This window comes from Pseudomonas asuensis (genome assembly GCF_014646755.1).
Classification (GTDB): Bacteria; Pseudomonadota; Gammaproteobacteria; order Pseudomonadales; family Pseudomonadaceae; genus Chryseomonas; species Chryseomonas asuensis.
Genome location: NZ_BMNW01000006.1, coordinates 260,995 through 277,534 on the forward strand (window position 1 = coordinate 260,995; position 16,540 = coordinate 277,534).

At 52.9% G+C, this 16,540-nt stretch carries 14 protein-coding genes and 1 pseudogene; 7 read left to right on the forward strand and 8 right to left on the reverse strand.

Features of this window, described 5'->3' with window-relative positions; translation table 11 throughout:
* Positions 1-104: 104 nt before the first annotated feature.
* The 4 genes from IEX86_RS15085 to IEX86_RS15100 all read left to right on the forward strand — a co-directional run bounded on the left by IEX86_RS15085 (position 105) and on the right by IEX86_RS15100 (position 2,492).
* Positions 105-518, forward strand: coding sequence for a response regulator (locus IEX86_RS15085; protein ID WP_188866953.1), 414 nt, complete (start codon positions 105-107; stop codon positions 516-518).
* 193 nt (positions 519-711) lie between these two features.
* Positions 712-1,044 (forward strand): hypothetical protein, encoded by a 333-nt coding sequence (locus IEX86_RS15090; RefSeq protein ID WP_188866954.1) that lies wholly within the window; start codon positions 712-714, stop codon positions 1,042-1,044.
* A gap of 62 nt (positions 1,045-1,106) precedes the next feature.
* Positions 1,107-1,730, forward strand: coding sequence for a glutathione S-transferase family protein (locus IEX86_RS15095; protein WP_188866955.1), 624 nt, complete (start codon positions 1,107-1,109; stop codon positions 1,728-1,730).
* Positions 1,731-1,838: 108 nt separating this feature from the next.
* Positions 1,839-2,492 carry an FMN-binding negative transcriptional regulator gene (locus IEX86_RS15100; protein WP_188866956.1) on the forward strand — a complete coding sequence of 218 codons (654 nt, stop codon included), beginning with the start codon at positions 1,839-1,841 and terminating at the stop codon, positions 2,490-2,492.
* Between the two features lie 44 nt (positions 2,493-2,536).
* Here the strand turns inward: IEX86_RS15100 and IEX86_RS15105 are convergent, their stop codons facing one another.
* Positions 2,537-3,142: a TetR/AcrR family transcriptional regulator gene (locus tag IEX86_RS15105; protein ID WP_188866957.1), complete on the reverse strand. Its 606-nt coding sequence runs from the start codon at positions 3,140-3,142 to the stop codon at positions 2,537-2,539.
* A gap of 246 nt (positions 3,143-3,388) precedes the next feature.
* Between IEX86_RS15105 and IEX86_RS15110 the strand changes: the two genes are divergently transcribed.
* Together IEX86_RS15110 and IEX86_RS15115 are read left to right on the forward strand one after the other, a co-directional pair.
* The gene (locus tag IEX86_RS15110; RefSeq protein ID WP_188866958.1) at positions 3,389-6,091 is read left to right on the forward strand and encodes a beta-glucosidase; all 2,703 of its coding nucleotides are present in this window, start codon (positions 3,389-3,391) and stop codon (positions 6,089-6,091) included.
* A 245-nt stretch (positions 6,092-6,336) separates the two neighbouring features.
* The gene (locus tag IEX86_RS15115) at positions 6,337-6,888 is read left to right on the forward strand and encodes an ATP-dependent Clp protease proteolytic subunit (protein WP_188866959.1); all 552 of its coding nucleotides are present in this window, start codon (positions 6,337-6,339) and stop codon (positions 6,886-6,888) included.
* A 98-nt stretch (positions 6,889-6,986) separates the two neighbouring features.
* Here IEX86_RS15115 and IEX86_RS15120 read toward each other — a convergent pair whose 3' ends face one another.
* Positions 6,987-7,421, reverse strand: coding sequence for a DNA methylase (locus tag IEX86_RS15120; protein ID WP_188866960.1), 435 nt, complete (start codon positions 7,419-7,421; stop codon positions 6,987-6,989).
* A gap of 273 nt (positions 7,422-7,694) precedes the next feature.
* Between IEX86_RS15120 and IEX86_RS15125 the strand changes: the two genes are divergently transcribed.
* On the forward strand, positions 7,695-8,285 hold the full coding sequence (locus IEX86_RS15125; RefSeq protein ID WP_188866961.1) for a DUF4142 domain-containing protein: 591 nt from the start codon (positions 7,695-7,697) through the stop codon (positions 8,283-8,285).
* Between the two features lie 462 nt (positions 8,286-8,747).
* On the opposite strand, the gene IEX86_RS15130 is transcribed toward IEX86_RS15125, so the two are convergent.
* From IEX86_RS15130 to IEX86_RS25700, 6 genes and pseudogenes are all read right to left on the reverse strand, one after another.
* Positions 8,748-9,053, reverse strand: a complete 306-nt coding sequence (locus tag IEX86_RS15130) for an ArsR/SmtB family transcription factor (protein ID WP_010798560.1) — start codon at positions 9,051-9,053, stop codon at positions 8,748-8,750.
* Positions 9,054-9,153: 100 nt separating this feature from the next.
* Positions 9,154-10,275 carry an alkene reductase gene (locus IEX86_RS15135; RefSeq protein WP_188866962.1) on the reverse strand — a complete coding sequence of 374 codons (1,122 nt, stop codon included), beginning with the start codon at positions 10,273-10,275 and terminating at the stop codon, positions 9,154-9,156.
* Between the two features lie 342 nt (positions 10,276-10,617).
* On the reverse strand, positions 10,618-12,495 hold the full coding sequence (locus IEX86_RS15140; protein WP_188866963.1) for a J domain-containing protein: 1,878 nt from the start codon (positions 12,493-12,495) through the stop codon (positions 10,618-10,620).
* Between the two features lie 5 nt (positions 12,496-12,500).
* Positions 12,501-14,195 carry a molecular chaperone HscC gene (locus tag IEX86_RS15145; protein ID WP_188866964.1) on the reverse strand — a complete coding sequence of 565 codons (1,695 nt, stop codon included), beginning with the start codon at positions 14,193-14,195 and terminating at the stop codon, positions 12,501-12,503.
* 299 nt (positions 14,196-14,494) lie between these two features.
* Positions 14,495-15,358 (reverse strand): methyl-accepting chemotaxis protein, encoded by an 864-nt coding sequence (locus tag IEX86_RS25695; RefSeq protein ID WP_373290446.1) that lies wholly within the window; start codon positions 15,356-15,358, stop codon positions 14,495-14,497.
* A pseudogene (locus IEX86_RS25700) lies at positions 15,350-16,417 on the reverse strand (methyl-accepting chemotaxis protein); the annotation flags it as partial. The gene IEX86_RS25695 and the pseudogene IEX86_RS25700, both read right to left, overlap by 9 nt.
* Positions 16,418-16,540: the final 123 nt, after the last annotated feature.

Here is a 16,540-nt window from a genome sequence, read left to right on the forward strand (position 1 = left end):
TCTCTTTGTGTCCATTCTTCGAACCATACAGGGAATACGCCGAGTCTTCCGAGCACACCCGTTTGACTACGGCTTCTGGCAGATATTTGGAAAAGCACTGACATATGTATAGTCAACAATCGACACAAGGTACCAACCGCACCCCTTCCACTGTACTCGTTGTAGAAGATGAGGAAGTGATCCGGGAATTCGTCCGTGAACTTCTGGATGGTGAAGGTTTGAATGTCATAACCGCAGAGTCGGCTGATGTTGCTCATACCATCCTGCAGGACAAGGCGGCAGATATCGACTTGCTGATCACCGACATCCGTATGCCAGGCTCGATGGACGGCGCACAGCTCGCCAATCATGTAGGTGCGACGTGGCCCCATATTCCGATTATTGTCATGTCAGGTTATGACACGCCAGCCACAGCCAGTATCAAGTATAAGGTCAGGTTTCTGCCCAAGCCTTGGTCGATTGGCCAGTTGATTGATATGGTAACAGGCGTTGCGTATTCTGCGACTCCTAGCACCTGACCTCTCCTGAGCAGGTTGAACAACACCGCCTGTTGATCAACCCGCTACGGCACACAACTAAACCCCTACTCTTGAAGCATGTTCCGTATTCGACATAGGCCCGCTTGCGCTGCTGTTTTCCTAGCGTCTCCCGAGCGAATACGCCTGTTCGCTCAGCGCTCTGAAAATTCTTCATGGGTGTGTATGTAAACCTATGAGTATCGATGCGCCTCCCTACCCCGTTACGCCTGACGGCCGCTATTTCGTAGTACGCGGTCAGCTCTGGCGATGCACCAATCCTGCACTTTCGGAGGCGCAACGCAAGGCGCTTACCCAACAGCTAATGGCGGCGCGGAGAGAAGTAGGCCAAGCGAAGCGTAACCACGACAAGACGGCTGAACAGCAGGCTCGCCACCGGGTCGATGAAGCCAAGCGCGCTTTGGGTGAGCGTGGACCGGTGTGGTGGACAGACGGAGCGCCTGACTATAACCGTCGACAGGTTGCCAACACGCCCTATGCAGGCTGGCTCGAAACATTGACGTCCTGATAAATACCCAGCGATGCCAGGCAGTGGTTAGAATCAGTAGCAGCCTCCGATAAGGACATACCATGCTGGTAATACTGGGAAAGGAGACATCAATCAATGTTCGCAAGGTCATGTGGACGTGCGAAGAGCTTGGCATTCCTTTCACTCTTGAAGAGTGGGGCACAGGATTCAGGTCAATGGGTGATCCGAACTTTCTGGCGTTGAATCCTAACGCCATGATCCCGGTTATCCAGGACGCGGGATTCGTCTTATGGGAATCGAATTCGATCATTCGCTATCTGGCGAATCATTACGATGGAGAGACTCTATATCCGGTGGATACCAAGTCTCGCGCCATCATTGACCAGTGGGTCGACTGGCAAGCCTCTACGCTGAACCCCTCCTGGAGCTATGCCTTCCAGGCGCTGGTAAGGCAATCACCCAGCCATCAGGATCCGACACAAATCAACCAGAGCCATCGTCAATGGTCAGCGTATATGGCCATCCTTGACGCGCAGCTTCAGAAAACCAAGGGTTATGTAGCAGGCGAAGCCTTTTCGCTCGCGGACATTCCGATCGGCCTTTCCGTAAACCGATGGTTCGAAACGCCTTTAACACATCCCCTCCTACCCGCCCTGAACACTTATTATGATCGGCTGGCTGAGCGCCCCGGCTTTCTGGCCTATGGTAGAAACGGCATACCGTGATGCTGCAGGGGGCCATAACTGTAATGTCCAATCTGCTGCATTCTGTATATGGTTGCCTCTGGAGGCATACCGCTAAGGTTACGTTGATTTTCTAGCGGAGCCTTGCTCATGTACCTTCCCAACCACTTCAAGGAAACGGACCCGGCTGTTCTGCATCGCTTCGTCAAGGAGCACTCGTTGGGTGCTTTGGTTATACAGGGAAGTCATGGTTTGTCCGCCGAGCACCTTCCGCTTTTGCTGGAGACCAATGAGGCGGGGCTGAGCATCCTCAAGGCTCATGTGGCCCGGGCCAGTCAGCTCTGGCAGGAAGTGCTTAAGGGACATGATGAAGCGCTGGTCATCTTTCAGGGGCCAAGTGCCTATGTTTCACCCTCCTGGTACGCCAGCAAGCTTGAAACGCATCGGGTCGTGCCGACTTACAACTATGCCACCGTCCATGCCTACGGACGGATCAAGGTCAGAGACGATGTCCAATGGGTCAGAGGCCTTGCGGCTCGTCTGACCCGTGAACATGAGGCCACTCAAGACACGCCCTGGAGAATGACCGATGCGCCAGCTGATTTCATTGACGAGCAGCTGTCCCGAATTGTCGGCATAGAAATCCATATTTCCCGTCTGGAAGGAAAATGGAAGATGAGTCAGAACCGCAGCGAGGCGGATCGTAAAGGCGTACTTCAAGGCCTACACCGTGAATCTATGCCTCAGGCCACCGAAACAGCAGCCGAAATGGCACGTGTAATGCTTCGCACTTCGCCAGAATAAGCTCAAACTCTTCCGCTTCAAGAGGTGCTAAAAACAACTGCGGACTAAATACCTGGACGATACCCCTTGAGAAAGATAGCTACCGCCCTTTGTACAGCAGGGCCGATCCGGCTGGGGTCAATGACGGGCTCTAACGCCAGCATGGCCTGTTCATGAAACTCGGCCTCCAGAAGGGCCTTGAGATGCAGCGCCGCTACCCATGGATCGGAACGTTGCAATAGGCCATTATCCATGGCGTTACGTAGCACTTCCGCCATGCGAGACCAGCCTATCTTGGGTCCGTTCTCATAGTAGATACTCCCCACCTTACTGCTTCCAGCTCCTGAGAGGACGAGACGCCGCCCTTGCATGATCTCAGGCTGAATAATGATACGGACGTACTCATTACCAAACCGTTCCAGCATGGTAGGCAGGTCAGCATCCAGTGGAAGGAACTCAAACAGTGGCTCAAAATGTTTAGCGGCATTCGCACGAATGCATTCGGCAAACAACTCCTCTTTTGAACTGAAATAGTTATAGAGCGTGGCCTTAGAGCCTCCTACCCGGCTGGCTATCTCTGACATCGAGGTCTGATCAAAACCCACTTCCATAAACACTTTCGTCGCAGCGTCCACTATCTCGCGGCGCTTGCTTGGGCTTTTTGTTCTCATCCTGCGTCCGTGATCACTAACCTGTATCGCTATGCTAAGACAGATTGTCACATCAGGAAACTTAATGGCCATTTGCCACTCCTAGAGTGGCCCCTAAAAGCAAAGTAATAGCTATTTGATTCTAAATATGTGAACTCGTCACATAACTGAACTGAACAGTACGGTTATTTTACGCACCTCTTTTTTCTTAAGTGAGATCAGTCTCACGCTGATCATATAAATCCTACGGACGGACCCCCCATCAACATGCAGAAACCTACTCGTGTTTTTCCTGTAGCCAGCAGATCCTTGCTAGCCGTAGCCTTGGCAAGTGCCAGCAGTGCTTGGGCAGCCCCTCTCATGCAAGGTTCGGAAGTCGAAAGCAGAGTCGAGTCGATCCTTTCTCAGATGTCGCTATCGGACAAGATCAGCTATATCAATATCGATAACGGCTATATGATGCGTGCCATGCCCAAATTTGGCTTGCCTGGCACCTTAGCCCGTGACTCGTCGCTTGGCGTAACCGTTGAAGGCACCATGTTTGGTGTGCAATACCCCGCTCAGTCTGCCCTGGCCGCCACCTGGAACGTAGATCTTGCCAAAACCTATGGCTTGGCCGTCGGCTACGATACCCGCGCATCAGGTGGTCAACAGCTGCTTTCGCCCGGCCTGAACATGTACCGTACACCGTACAACGGTCGTTCCGCCGAGCACCTGACCGGTGAAGATCCCTTCCTCGGCGCTGTGCTTGCACCCGCTGTGGCCAACGGCATTGAAGCCCAGGGCATCTGGACAGGTGCCAAGCACTTTGTCGCCAATGAGCAGGAAGCCAATCGTCACTACCTGGACGTCAAGGTCGATAACCGCACCCTGCGTGAGATCTACCTGCCCGGTTTTGAGTCCCTGGTCAAGAACGCCAATCCCGCCTCCATCATGTGTGGTTTCAACAAGATCAATGGCGACTATGCCTGCGAAAGCCATAGCATGATTGCCGACATGCTCAAGGGCGAATGGGGCTTCAAGGGCTTTGTCGTCAGTGACTTCAACTCCATTCAGAATGGCTACAAGGCGGCTATAGCGGGCGCTGACCTGGACATGCCCAGCGGCCTGCAGATGAACGAATCCGTTCTGATGCCCTATGTATGGAGCGGTCAGCTGCCAGTCTCTGTGATTGACGAAAAGGTTCGCCGTAACCTGCGCGCCATGATCGGCTTTGGCTTTGACAAGGGCCTTCCAAAAGCCTCGGGTATCGGTAACGATCCCCGCAGCCTGAGCACCTCTCTGGAGATGGCTCGTCAGGGCATTGTTCTGCTGCAAAACGAAAAGGCCAAGGGCTCCTCTGACACCCTGCTACCACTTCCCAAAACAGCACGCATTGCCGTGATTGGTGACATCGCCAAACAGCGTCCGCCTTATCCGTTCGGTACCGGCTGGTCCGCTGCCAATACCTACACCACCGAGTTGCAAGGCCTGCAGCAGCTAGCAGGGGACCAGAGCCAGGTCACCTACATCCAGGCGCTGTCTCTCGACCCGCAGACCTCGGAGTGGTACACCGTTGACAGCACTGATTCCACCGAGACCGTATCAGGCCTGACAGCTGAGTACTTTAACAACCCCAACTTCTCGGGAGAGCCAGCCGTTAAGCGTCGTGAGCCTGGCGTAAACTGGGACTTCCTGAGGGCCCAGAACATTACAGCTAATGGCACCACCGCCATTAGCGGCTTCAGCCCGGACCAGGACAACTTCTCCGCCCGCTTCACCGGCAAGATCAAGCCCACCGTCAGTGGCGATCAGGTGTTCAAGGTGCGGGGTGATGGTGCGTACAAGCTGTGGGTCGACAACAAGCTGGTCATCGACTTTAACGGCAAGCCGTTATCCAACGACCTGGCCGACTCGATTTCCCACTCAGGCAAGGCGTATGGCCTGAAGGCAGGCGAAACCTACGACATCAAGCTCGAATACAGCCGCGTCAATGACCACTACATTCCTACCTCGGGTAGCCTGTATGGCCTGCAGATGAGCTGGGCTTCGCTGGCTGCGCCCGCGGACCTGAGCCAATACGATGCCGTCATGGTAGCGGTAGGCTTTAACAGTGAGTACGAAGGCGAAGCGTCAGATCATGGTTTTGATCTGCCTGAATACCAGAGCGACCTGATTCAGAATGTTATCAAGGCCAACAGCAACACTATCGTAGTGCTGCATGGTGGTGGCGGCATGAACCTTGAGCCGTGGGTCAAGAAGAGCAAGGCTGTCCTGCACGCCTGGTATCCGGGTCAGTTCGGTGGTCAGGCCCTGGCGGAAATCCTTTTTGGCGATACCAACCCCTCTGCCAAGCTGCCGATCTCGATTGAAAAACGTATCCAAGACAATCCGGCCTATGCCAGCTATCCGAATCCGGATCTTTACATCGGGGATAATGCCCTGACCGAAATGACCTATTCGGAAGGCGTTTATATGGGTTATCGCGGTCTTGATAAGCAGCGTATTAAGCCGCTCTTCCCCTTTGGTTTCGGTTTGTCGTACAGCACGTTCAGCTTCTCTGACCTGAAGATTGGTCCGAAGTCACTGACGCCCGGCTCAACTATCGATGTAACCTTTACTGTAACCAATACCGGCAAGAAAGACGGTTATGAAACAGCCCAGGTCTACGTGAGCCCGAAGAAAGCGCTGATCGATCGCCCGAAGAAAGAGCTTAAAGGCTTTACTAAAGTCTTCCTGAAGGCGGGCCAGTCCAAGCAGGTTACTGTTCAGCTGGACGCTCGTTCGTTGGCCTACTTTGATACCAACACCTGGAACTGGATTGCTGATGCTGGCCGCTACACCATTTCCGTAGGTGACTCTTCGGATAATCTGCCACTGGAAAGTGTATTGACCAACCTCTACAAGCAGTCTCTACCGACCAATACCAGCAACCCGTTACCGCCAAAGATGCAGAAAGCCGTTCAGGTCGATGCCTCCAAGGCTTACTAAGCTCAGGTAAGTCAATCGATATAATGATAAAGGTGCCGCTCAGGCGCCTTTTTCATTAGTCCCGCTTTGATGCAGACGCCTCTATCAAAGATAAAATAGACGGGCGGACTCAAGAAAACATTGCGTATTCCGGCCTGTAAATGACCTGCCACACGCACTCAAGGATCGCCCTTCAGTGCCGATTTGCTTAACAGGTAGAGGGACTACCACTAAGCACCGCTGGCTTATTCTTGAGTAAATACACCATGACCACACACGTAATTAATTTTACTGGCCCTATCAATTCAACCACGTGTGGTCAGCTGATCGAGAAATGCTCGCAGGCCTTACAGCAGGACGCCTCTAGCCTGCTGATAAAGATTGCAACCATGGGCGGCGATTGCAGCTATGGTTTTTCGATGTACAACTTCCTGGTTTCATTTCCTATTCCGGTTCATACCCATAACCTTGGAACCGTTGAATCCATGGGTAACATCCTGTTTTTGGCGGGACGTCACCGTACGGCCTGTCGGCATAGCAAGTTCTTGATTCATCCCTTTCACTGGAGTCTGCATGGGGCCATTGACCATGCTCGCATGTCTGAATACGCCATGAGTCTGGACTACGATCTGGACCTGTATGCCGACATTGTGATGGAGCGAACCGAGGGCGCCAGCGAGCGAATGGATATTCGCAATTATCTGAAGGCCTCTCCGCGCATTCTGAACCCTGAGGCAGCGCTGGCCACAGGTATGATTCATGCGATTGACAACGTGGCGATGCCGGTTGGCGCTGTGCATACCTGCATCCACTTATAAGTAGATACCTCTTTGCACTGCTGGGCGCTACATTGACGTTGGCTCCCAGTCTGTACCTATAAAGTGCCGTACCTTACGCAACCTCTGCACCGTTAGACTTAGCTAAACAAAACGGGGCCGGCCTCTCGCATGAAAATTTCTAATGTCTTGGGCCCTACTCCCTTGAATGCAAGCACCCGTCTTTCAAAATCCGAGCGACTTTCACTTTTGTCCTTGATGCCTAGAATCCGGCCTTCATACTCGACCTGAAGTACTTGGCATACTTCAAGCAATCGTTCGGCGGTCGATTCATCATAGCGAGTGTAACGTCCTTCCCGCAGGATTCTTACTAAACCCTGTCGGCCGCAGCCTATAAGCTTAAGTGGTGTATCACAGCGATGCGCTTCGAATAGTACGCGCCAGGTCCGAGCAGCAATATCCTGCGAAATACGCTTACCAAACAGGTAACTGGCCAGAAACCAGCCGAAGAGTGCTTTTTCGCTCTCCTCTGACAAATCCAGCCCTAGCATCGCTGCCGAAATCTCAGCTTTCATAAGAATACCTTCTTGTCTCTTGCCTTCTTGCGATTAACTTAAGCGGGGCCGGCTCATAAATTGACTGTCTGCCAGTGTTCAATCGAGACACGTTTTTACAAGTGTTTTCATGGATCTGCATGAACATGGGAACAACTCGAATGGGATACCAGTCACAACCAGTAGGCTATATAAGCCCAGCATCATCGGAGATGAGACTAGTTGCTTGTGCCGCTGCCCTAAGAGGCATGCCAAGCGATCCGGTGTTTTTTAAGCTAGATCAGGAGAATCACCATGAGCCCAGCACTGCCTAAAAAATTTGCCTTCACGTGCGCCCTTTTGCTGTCAATGGGCACGGCGACTGCCTTTGCACAAAACGCTACCCACGCTGATAGCGCACACGGCACTTCCGGCCATGCACAATCGGCCAATGCTAACCAAGCTGAAGCCATGTCGCCTGAAGACTTCATTAACGATGCATCGGCCAAAGGCATTGCTGAGATAGAAACGGCCAAGCTTGCGCTTGAAAAGAGCCAGTCTGCGGATGTAAAAACTTTTGCTCAGTCAATGATTGATGACCATACCAAGATGAATGAGCAACTTCAGCAACTGGCCCAGCAGAAAAAGCTGGAAGTCGCTGATAATGCGATGCTGATGGACATGGCCAAGAAAATGATCCTTCAAGTACGCGATGAGTCGTTTGATGCCGCATATGCCAATAACCAGGTTGTAGCTCACGAACAAACCATCGAGATTTATCGTAACGAAGCGAATACTGGTAAAGATCCTGAGCTGAAGGCGCTGGCACAAGCTGCACTGCCTAAACTGGAAGCGCACCTTGAGCATGCCAAAACGCTACAGAGCAAATATGCCGAAAAGAAATAATGGCATACGCTAACAAAAGGCAGCCCTAGGGCTGCCTTTTTTATTCGTGAACATATCCCATGGCTGTTGGCTATAACACCGATTCTCTGAGAAATGTAACTGTGCAGCCCGGCTCGTCTTCTTAAAATAATATGAATGCACAATCAGGACACAGTGCTGTAAGGGAGCTTCTCAGCACCATAGGTAACTATCTTTTTAGCCTGCGGTAGAAGACGTATCAGGCAGACATGACAACTGTGTGCAAAGCGCTTCTGATGCAGCGCCTGGACAAAGCCGCGGAAGAAGGGACTCTACTTAAGGTGTTATAGATAACCAGGAGCGCATGCAGGCCAACCATGCACTTAAGTAAGGCGCTTTGAAGAGAGCGAAGACAACGACAATAAAGACGCAAAGGCCAGTCTACTAGGCTTGCATAATCGCAATCAGGCACGCAGTATCGCTGATTAGACAGGCCCATCGTGATTAGATCAACTCGCCTAGCGCCTCCTTTAACAAGGCAATACTCGCCTCGTTACGCTTGTAGTATGTCCAGGGACCTATACGCTGAGAGGTAACCAGCTGTGCACGCTGCAAAGTACTCAAGTACAGCGAAACCGTAGGCTGGGAAAGCCCAGCTTTGTCTTGGATAATACTTACGCATACCCCAGTGGTTTCAGGATCAACTTCCTGGCTTGGAAAGTGCCGGCGGGGCTCTTTCAACCAATTCAGGATCTTGAGACGGGTAGGATTATCGAGCGCTTTAAGCGCCAAGCTGACATCGATACTCATTGCTGGTATCCGGTAACGGTTCCTTTATAGTAAACAGCCAGTCAATGTTATCACAGCGGAACCCCTTGGCATTTTTGCCAAGGGGTATTTGAATGATTTCTCAGGACTCGTATCGAGAATAGTCGATGTAGCCGACTTCAGTGCCCCCATACATCGTGGCAGGGTCCACTGGAGTCCACGGCCAATCATTGGCAATCCGTTCAGGCAGATCGGGGTTGGCAATAAAAGGACGGCCAAACGCAATCAAATCACCCCACCCGGCCTTTAACACTCGCTCCGCACGCTCTAACGTATAGCGCCCCGCATAGATGATACGGCCCTTGAACGTGTTGCGGACCGCCTCGCGGAAATCATCAGGAAGCTCTGGTGCGTTATCCCAGTCTGCCTCGGCAATTGATAAGTAGGCTATTCCTACCTCTTGAAGCACTTTAATGGCTTCCAGGTAGGTTTCCTGAGGATTTTCCTCAACCAGCCCCAGATACACCCGCGCCTCATCCGTTGTCTCAAAGAGCGGAGCAAAACGCACGCCCATTCGATCCTTGCCAACCACTGCGGCAACCGCTTCGGTAACTTCCCGCAGGAAACGCAAACGGTTGTGCAGCGAACCGCCATACTCATCGGTACGCTGGTTACTGTGCGCCGAGATAAACTGATTGATCAGATATCCATTGGCGGCATGTATTTCAACTCCATCGAAACCCGCGTCCAATGCATTACGGGCTGCCTGCGCGTAAAACTGGACCAACTCTTTTACCTCAGCCGTGCTGAGCTCACGAGGCGTTGAAGGTGCACTGAGGACTCCAGTACCAGGGCCGGTTTCGATGAATACGCTGACGTTCTCAGCGGCTATGGCTGAGGGTGCAACAGGCGCGGCCCCTTCTGGCTGCAACGATGTATGCGATACACGGCCTACATGCCAGAGCTGAGCGAAGATAATACCGCCGGCCTTATGCACCGCGTCGGTTACCAGTCGCCATCCTTCGATCTGCTCGGGTGAGTATATGCCCGGCGTCCAGGCATAACCTTGGCCACGAGGCTCGATCTGTGTTCCCTCAGTGACCATGAACCCTGCGCTAGCCCGCTGCTGGTAATAGGTTGCCATTAGCGTATTGGGTATGTTGCCTGGCTGGGTGCTACGCGAACGAGTCAATGGCGGTAACACAATACGACTCTTAAGCGTATAAGGGCCAAGCATAGTAGTTTGCAGTATGGATTTGCTCATTTAAATACTTCAATATCAATGAATAAATATGACGCTTCGTCAAAAGCCTAAGCTCATAGCTGCCCAAGTGGATCTACAGGATGGCGACCATGAGCAGATGAAGGAGCTACTCTACGCATCATATTTATAAATTTCAATATCATGATATCTAGTGCGCTAGATTTAGTTTTTGAGTAACCTACTTTAGGCTCTGTAAGAAAAGTACCTGCGCTCGAAGACTTTTTGTAGAGAGCCTAGCGCCTTTACCTGCTTGCTAGGCTAACGATGGAAAGCCCCGCGCCAATGAAACAACGCGGGGTGGTCCATAAAAATTTCCTAAAGCTGTGCCTCTTGAGCCCAGCCTTATGTTGATGCGCTATTTTTAACAGTTGGCTCAGGCTGCTGACTGTTGCATTGCTCGCTGAAAAGTTTTTGTAACTTCAACATACAAGCCTGCGCATCCTGGGCTTTGTCACAGAGCTTTGCTACCTGGGGTGCAGAGTGCATGACGCACTGCTCCACCGCACTGGATGAAACAGGTACCTTTTGATTTGGGGATGATTCGCGTGTAACAAGGCCTACAAGACCTCCTATAGCAATAAAGACAGCCGTAATGAGGATCAGTCGAGTGACTTTAGAAAAATCGTTACGCCGGTAATAAGCCATCATCGCATCGAATGGGGTACTCCCGGCTGGTAGGCGTACAAAGCAGGCGTAAGCCACTGACCCCATGATTCCAAGTGCAATAAGCCCGGCCTTTTGCCCCATAAACAAGGCCATAAGGGCTAGAGGAATACCGTTGCGCAGCAGCATCCAGCGCGAGGCTTCTGGGTTGAATAACCGCCCAGGCAGCACCTTATAGGTGAGGATCAAATCGAGCGGTTCTAGCCATTTGGCTACCGGTCGCCACAAGCGCGTGAGTAGTTTGGTTACCCATACGGCAATAAGCGGCCAAAGCGTCAAGGAATAGAACAAGGTAAATAGGTCAAGACGCCCTTCCTGCCACCGCTGTGGCAAGGTATAAAAAAGTGCAAACAGGGCAGCGCCTGCCCATATCCAGCCATACGAAAGTGGCTTGCCTTCTTTAGGTTCTACCTTAACAAACGCATCAAGTCGCGCATCCGGAAAACGCTGTTTCAGACCAGGGTAACGATGATTCAAATTGTCCCTCAGGGTCTCACGCGCCACTCTGTCTTCTGGCTTGAAAGCCTTGGCGAGACGAATCTGCTCGGAATGAGAGATAGGCCCCAGTAACAGATGAGCAGCCTTTCCTTCAGGAGTTGTCGGCTCTGCATTGAGGAGCTGTTGCAGGCGGAGCGCGTAAGCCTCCTGCTCACAGCGCTCTACCAAGGCACACCATGTCTCGTACGGCGCAGGTACAATGCCCTTCCGGTCATCCCAGCCAAACAGGCAACATACGCCCTCAAACAATGAAGGTGTAAGGTAGTCGGCCTCGTCCAGCATCTCCAGCACCCAACCCTGAAGTTGTTGCTGTCTATCGAATGAGTTCGCCCAGGGCTGCTTGCTCAGTACTCTGAGCTGCGCTAGAAAGCCTAGCTCGTTACCGGCCTCGCCAAGGTTATCAAGAGGCTCTCGCTGATGACCAAGCAGCTCTGCCGCCAGGTACGCTTCCTGGCTGGGACTGAGAGCAGCACTTTGCCAGGGCGTCAGCCATTGCAGGTGCTCGACCGCAGCGACCAAGAGGTCGGTTTCGTCATGATGAAGACACCTTTCAACAAGACCCGCCTGAAACGGTATTGTGCAGTTTAGCTCCTGAGCCTGAACCCATTTTTGCTTCAGGTTTTCAGCAGAGGCCTCCTCCAGCAAACGCTTGGCCTCGTGCCGCGCTAGTGCCTCGGCAGTGAGCGCGGGTTCGGGATAATCAGGCGCAGGGCGAGGCCGAGGTGCGCCTCCCACAAGTGAGGCCGGCTCTTCAGCCTCAGCCAAAGGGCAGTCCTGCGCCAGCCCGCCCATGACGCTTTCGCCCCCATGCGTTACTGGCTCAATCGGCGCGAAAAGAGGGCCTTCTGACAGAGCGGTAACAGGCCAAGGTGTTTCTTCAGCCTCGTCGGCAATACGCTCTCTGACCCAGCTCAGGGCTTCTTCATACGCCTCGCGCAGCTGCTGGAAAGCCTCTGCGTCTTCATCGGGACGATGTACCTTGAGTAGCTTGGCGTACTGTCGTTTTATAGTACGCTCATCGACCTCTTCGTCGAGGCCCAGGATATCCCAGCAGTTCATGAGGCTTACCATGCCCCTCGTTCAAGGCTATCAAGCCGCTCAACGATCTGCTTGCGTACGTCACTGATCCTGCGCTCGTCCTGCGTTTCCAGAACCTGTTGAAACTGAGCGGCTAAATACCCAACGGCCTCACGCTCATCGCCCAGTAATTCCTGGTAAAGACGTTCCAGACGGGCCACTACATGAGTATTTACTTGCTGGTCACGCGGGTGAATTTTAAGCTTTTCCAGTGCTTTAAGCCGTTCCTGGATCTCATCCGGGGTTAACACGCCCGGGTTGTTCTCGATAACCAGTCGATGCTTGGCCCCCGTCAGCGGAATCGTGACATCGGTTTCAAGAATACCGTTGTTGTCGTAAGTGAAACGTACATCAATACTGATCTCGCCCGCCTTGCGAGGAGGCACCTCAATCTCCAGCTCTCCCAGCTTGATATTGTCTTTGACCATCCTGCTCTCGCCCTGAAAAATTTTGAACAGAACCTTGCTCTGGTCGTCGTGCAGCGTTTGCACTGATTTGACGCGACTCACAGGCACGACACTGTTGCGCTCGATAATGGGCAGGTAGTGTCCGCTCTCGCTTTGCTGACCAAACGTGATCGATGTTTCAATGCCAAGTGTGTAGGGGCAGACATCGGTCAGGACCACCTCTTCGAGCGCTGCATCGCGGCTCTTGAGTGCTGCCTGGACAGCTGCGCCTTGGGCCACCACTTCATCAGGGTTGAGACTGATGGAGGGAAAACGGCCAAATAGTCCTGCCGCCAGCTTGCGTACCAGTGGCATTCGAGTCGTACCACCGACTAGCAGTATCTCATCCAGATCCGCTACACGAATCCGTGCATCCCGTAGTGCTCGCTCGATAGGCCCCCGCAAACGCTCCAGTAGCGGTGTGAAGAGTTCAGCCAGTTGCGCCTGGGTAAAAGACTGTCGCCATTCCTGTTCGTTGTAACGCAGTATGAAATCGGTGCTGGCGTCCTGAGCCAGTGCCTTGCGCACCCGCTCAGCCTCTCGCCGCAGCGACTGACGAACAAGCTCTAACGAGGGAAAACCTGGCTGCTGGCCTTGAAGCGCCACGAAGCGATCCACAAGCATGTGATCAAAATCTTCGCCGCCCAGGAAGTTATCACCCGCACTGGCTCGCACTTCCATGACACCATCATACAGCTCCAGAATGGACACATCGAATGTGCCGCCGCCTAGATCGAAGACCAGAAACGAGGTCTCACTGTCCTTCTGATGCAACCCATAGGCCAGTGCTGCTGCGGTGGGCTCATTGATGAGCTTTTCGACCCGAAGTCCTGCCAGCTCTCCAGCGATACGGGTCGCCTTACGCTGTGCATCGCTGAAGTACGCCGGAACACTGATGACAGCCTCGGTTACTGGCTCACCATACTCACGCTCGACATCAGCTTTGAGGCTTTTAAGCACCAATGCTGATAACTCTTCCGGTCGAAAGGTACGCTCGCCCAAGCGTATCTCCTGAGCGCTTCCCATATACCGCTTGAACAGGGCTGTTGTTCGGGCAGGATGGGTATGCAGTCGCTCGCGCGCTGTCTTACCCACCAGTACCTGCCCCTCGTCATCAAGACCTACTACGCTAGGCGTCAGCGTATCTCCCAGAGCGTTTGTAACAAGTTTAGGCGCACCGTCGCGCCAAACGGCAACCAGACTGTTGGTCGTTCCCAGGTCAATACCGACGATCATGCTGAATAAGCTCCCTGCTAGAGGTCTCGCTGACTGTTCGGCTCGCTATAACGCAAGCAGTCAGGAAAAAGACCCAAGACACTATCCCTGTAGACGGGCGTACAAAAATGAAGGGGTATTGTAACGAAGCCGCCCCGCTTAAGCACTCACTTGACGTACCTGCTGCGCAAGTCGGGGCGTTTCTGTGCAGTGAGAAAATCACTGCCTACTGCTCATGGCCCTGCGGGAATACAATGCACTTGGAAAGAGGCAAACGCATGTTCAGTGCACGGCTTTTCACCGTGCACTGACAGAAGGAATCAGACGCGGAAGCGGCTAACCATGGTTTGTAGCTCATTTCCCAGACGCGCCAGCTCAACGCTGGAAGCTGCTGTTTCCTCGCTCGCCGCAGCGGTTTGCTCGGAGACATCCCGGACGTTGACGATACTGCGGTTGATTTCGTCAGCCACCGCGCTCTGCTGTTCGGCAGCCGCGGCGATCTGCAGGTTCATCGATTGGATATTGGAAACCATATGGGTAATGTTTTCCAGCGAACCACCTGCCTTACGGGCTAGCTCAACGCTGCTATCAGTCAGCTTGCGGCTGTTATTCATCATGCTGGCGACCTGCTGAGTACCTGTCTGCAGCCCTGCCACCAGCCCTTCGATTTCCTCAGTAGACTTCTGGGTGCGCTGAGCCAGACCGCGAACTTCATCGGCTACCACTGCGAAACCACGACCCGCTTCACCGGCACGTGCTGCCTCGATGGCGGCATTAAGCGCCAGCAGATTGGTCTGCTCAGCTACAGCCTTGATGACATCCATCACGCTGCCGATCTTATCGCTCTCCTTTTGCAGGCTGGTCATGGCTTCAGAGGAGCGGTTCATCTCAGAGGCAAGGCGCTCAATCTGTACAATCGCCTCGTTCACTACCTTGTCGCCCAAACGTGCCTGCTCGTCCGCTTCGCTGGCTGCAGTAGATGCATCGCCAGCATTACGGGCCACTTCCTGTACGGTTGCGGTCATTTCGTGCATGGCTGTAGCCACTTGATCCGTTTCGCTCTTCTGGCCATTTACACCCGCACTGGTCTGCTCAGTCACGGCAGAAAGCTCTTCCGCAGCACTGGCAATCTGAGTCACGCCATCACGTATACCGGAGATCAGTTCACGTAGCGTATCACCCATGTTCTGGATACCTTGCTGAAGCACACCCAGCTCATCACGGCGGGTGACGCGTGCAGAAGCTGTCAGATCACCGGACGCAATACGCTGAACTTCGCCCAATGTTTCCTTTAACGGTTGAGTAATCTGGCGGGTAATTACCCAGGCAGCCAATACTCCCAGTAGCAAGGCCAGGATGGTGCTGCCAATCTGCAGCTGGCGCGCCTGGCTGCTTTCAACTGACAGACGATCCAGCTGGAACTTATAGAGTTCCTCGCTGATATTGACGATCTCATAGCCTTGATCTGTCATTTCTTTGCGAGCCTGAGCAATATTAGCGTTGGCCTTCTTGTAATCCATTACGGCTACGCTGTAGCGATCCAACGATGCCTTGACTTGCTGGGCGGTATAGCTCAGCTCATCCTTGAATGTATCCATCATTTGCTCAATGCCCTTGCCCGCCGTATCAATCTGGCTAAGCAATGCCTGCTCATTTTCGGACGTTGAGTTGGCTGCATACACACTGACAAGGAACTGCGTTTTCAGCAGATTTTCCTTGGTTTTGGAGATTGTTTGGAATTGCGAAAAGCGACGATCATCATAGCTTGGCAGCAGCAGTACGCTATGGGCCATCTTATCGACTAGCGTGGCCGCTTCAGCCGACTCGCGCTTGATAGTCTGGCGAGCTGAATTCGCAACCTTGTATGCATCACGCATGTTGCCCAACGACTTTTGGTAATCGCCGTTGATCTCATCCTGCTTCTTTAGCAGAGCGACGTTTACGGGATTGGTAAAGCTGCCCAAAAGCTTTTTCTGTTGTTCAAGATAGATGTTCAGGTTTTTCTGAAGGCGCTCCGTGCTGGTTTCATCGCCATTAGCCAGCATGAACTGCAGACGTGCGATACGCAGGTCTGTCAGCGTTCTATTGAGCTTGGTGATTTCTGTCATCCAGAGGCTCCGCTGAATGACACTGCCTAAACCGCTCCAGCCGCTCCAGGCAAGAAGCAACGTTAAGGCCAGTACTACACCGAAACCCAGCGTAAGCTTGCGCGTAACGCTGACATTCCCAAACCAGCTATTCATAAATTTTTCCGTTAAGTGTCGTTTCGAATAATTCAGCTGGTGCGCTTGTTCTTTTAGAGCCAGCTTATGTATATATGCGGAAGGGCTATCGGCAGGTCTTGCGATAACTGAAGCGGGAGGAGA

What these genes read in the sequence shown, in the direction of transcription:
- IEX86_RS15085 (WP_188866953.1), top strand. Translation starts at nt 105, where the DNA reads ATGTATAGTCAACAATCGACACAAGGTACCAACCGCACCCCTTCCACT.
- IEX86_RS15090 (WP_188866954.1), top strand. Translation starts at nt 712, where the DNA reads ATGAGTATCGATGCGCCTCCCTACCCCGTTACGCCTGACGGCCGCTAT.
- IEX86_RS15095 (WP_188866955.1), top strand. Translation starts at nt 1,107, where the DNA reads ATGCTGGTAATACTGGGAAAGGAGACATCAATCAATGTTCGCAAGGTC.
- IEX86_RS15100 (WP_188866956.1), top strand. Translation starts at nt 1,839, where the DNA reads ATGTACCTTCCCAACCACTTCAAGGAAACGGACCCGGCTGTTCTGCAT.
- IEX86_RS15105 (WP_188866957.1), bottom strand. Translation starts at nt 3,142, where the DNA reads ATGAGAACAAAAAGCCCAAGCAAGCGCCGCGAGATAGTGGACGCTGCG.
- IEX86_RS15110 (WP_188866958.1), top strand. Translation starts at nt 3,389, where the DNA reads ATGCAGAAACCTACTCGTGTTTTTCCTGTAGCCAGCAGATCCTTGCTA.
- IEX86_RS15115 (WP_188866959.1), top strand. Translation starts at nt 6,337, where the DNA reads ATGACCACACACGTAATTAATTTTACTGGCCCTATCAATTCAACCACG.
- IEX86_RS15120 (WP_188866960.1), bottom strand. Translation starts at nt 7,421, where the DNA reads ATGAAAGCTGAGATTTCGGCAGCGATGCTAGGGCTGGATTTGTCAGAG.
- IEX86_RS15125 (WP_188866961.1), top strand. Translation starts at nt 7,695, where the DNA reads ATGAGCCCAGCACTGCCTAAAAAATTTGCCTTCACGTGCGCCCTTTTG.
- IEX86_RS15130 (WP_010798560.1), bottom strand. Translation starts at nt 9,053, where the DNA reads ATGAGTATCGATGTCAGCTTGGCGCTTAAAGCGCTCGATAATCCTACC.
- IEX86_RS15135 (WP_188866962.1), bottom strand. Translation starts at nt 10,275, where the DNA reads ATGAGCAAATCCATACTGCAAACTACTATGCTTGGCCCTTATACGCTT.
- IEX86_RS15140 (WP_188866963.1), bottom strand. Translation starts at nt 12,495, where the DNA reads ATGAACTGCTGGGATATCCTGGGCCTCGACGAAGAGGTCGATGAGCGT.
- IEX86_RS15145 (WP_188866964.1), bottom strand. Translation starts at nt 14,195, where the DNA reads ATGATCGTCGGTATTGACCTGGGAACGACCAACAGTCTGGTTGCCGTT.
- IEX86_RS25695 (WP_373290446.1), bottom strand. Translation starts at nt 15,358, where the DNA reads ATGGGTGATACGCTACGTGAACTGATCTCCGGTATACGTGATGGCGTG.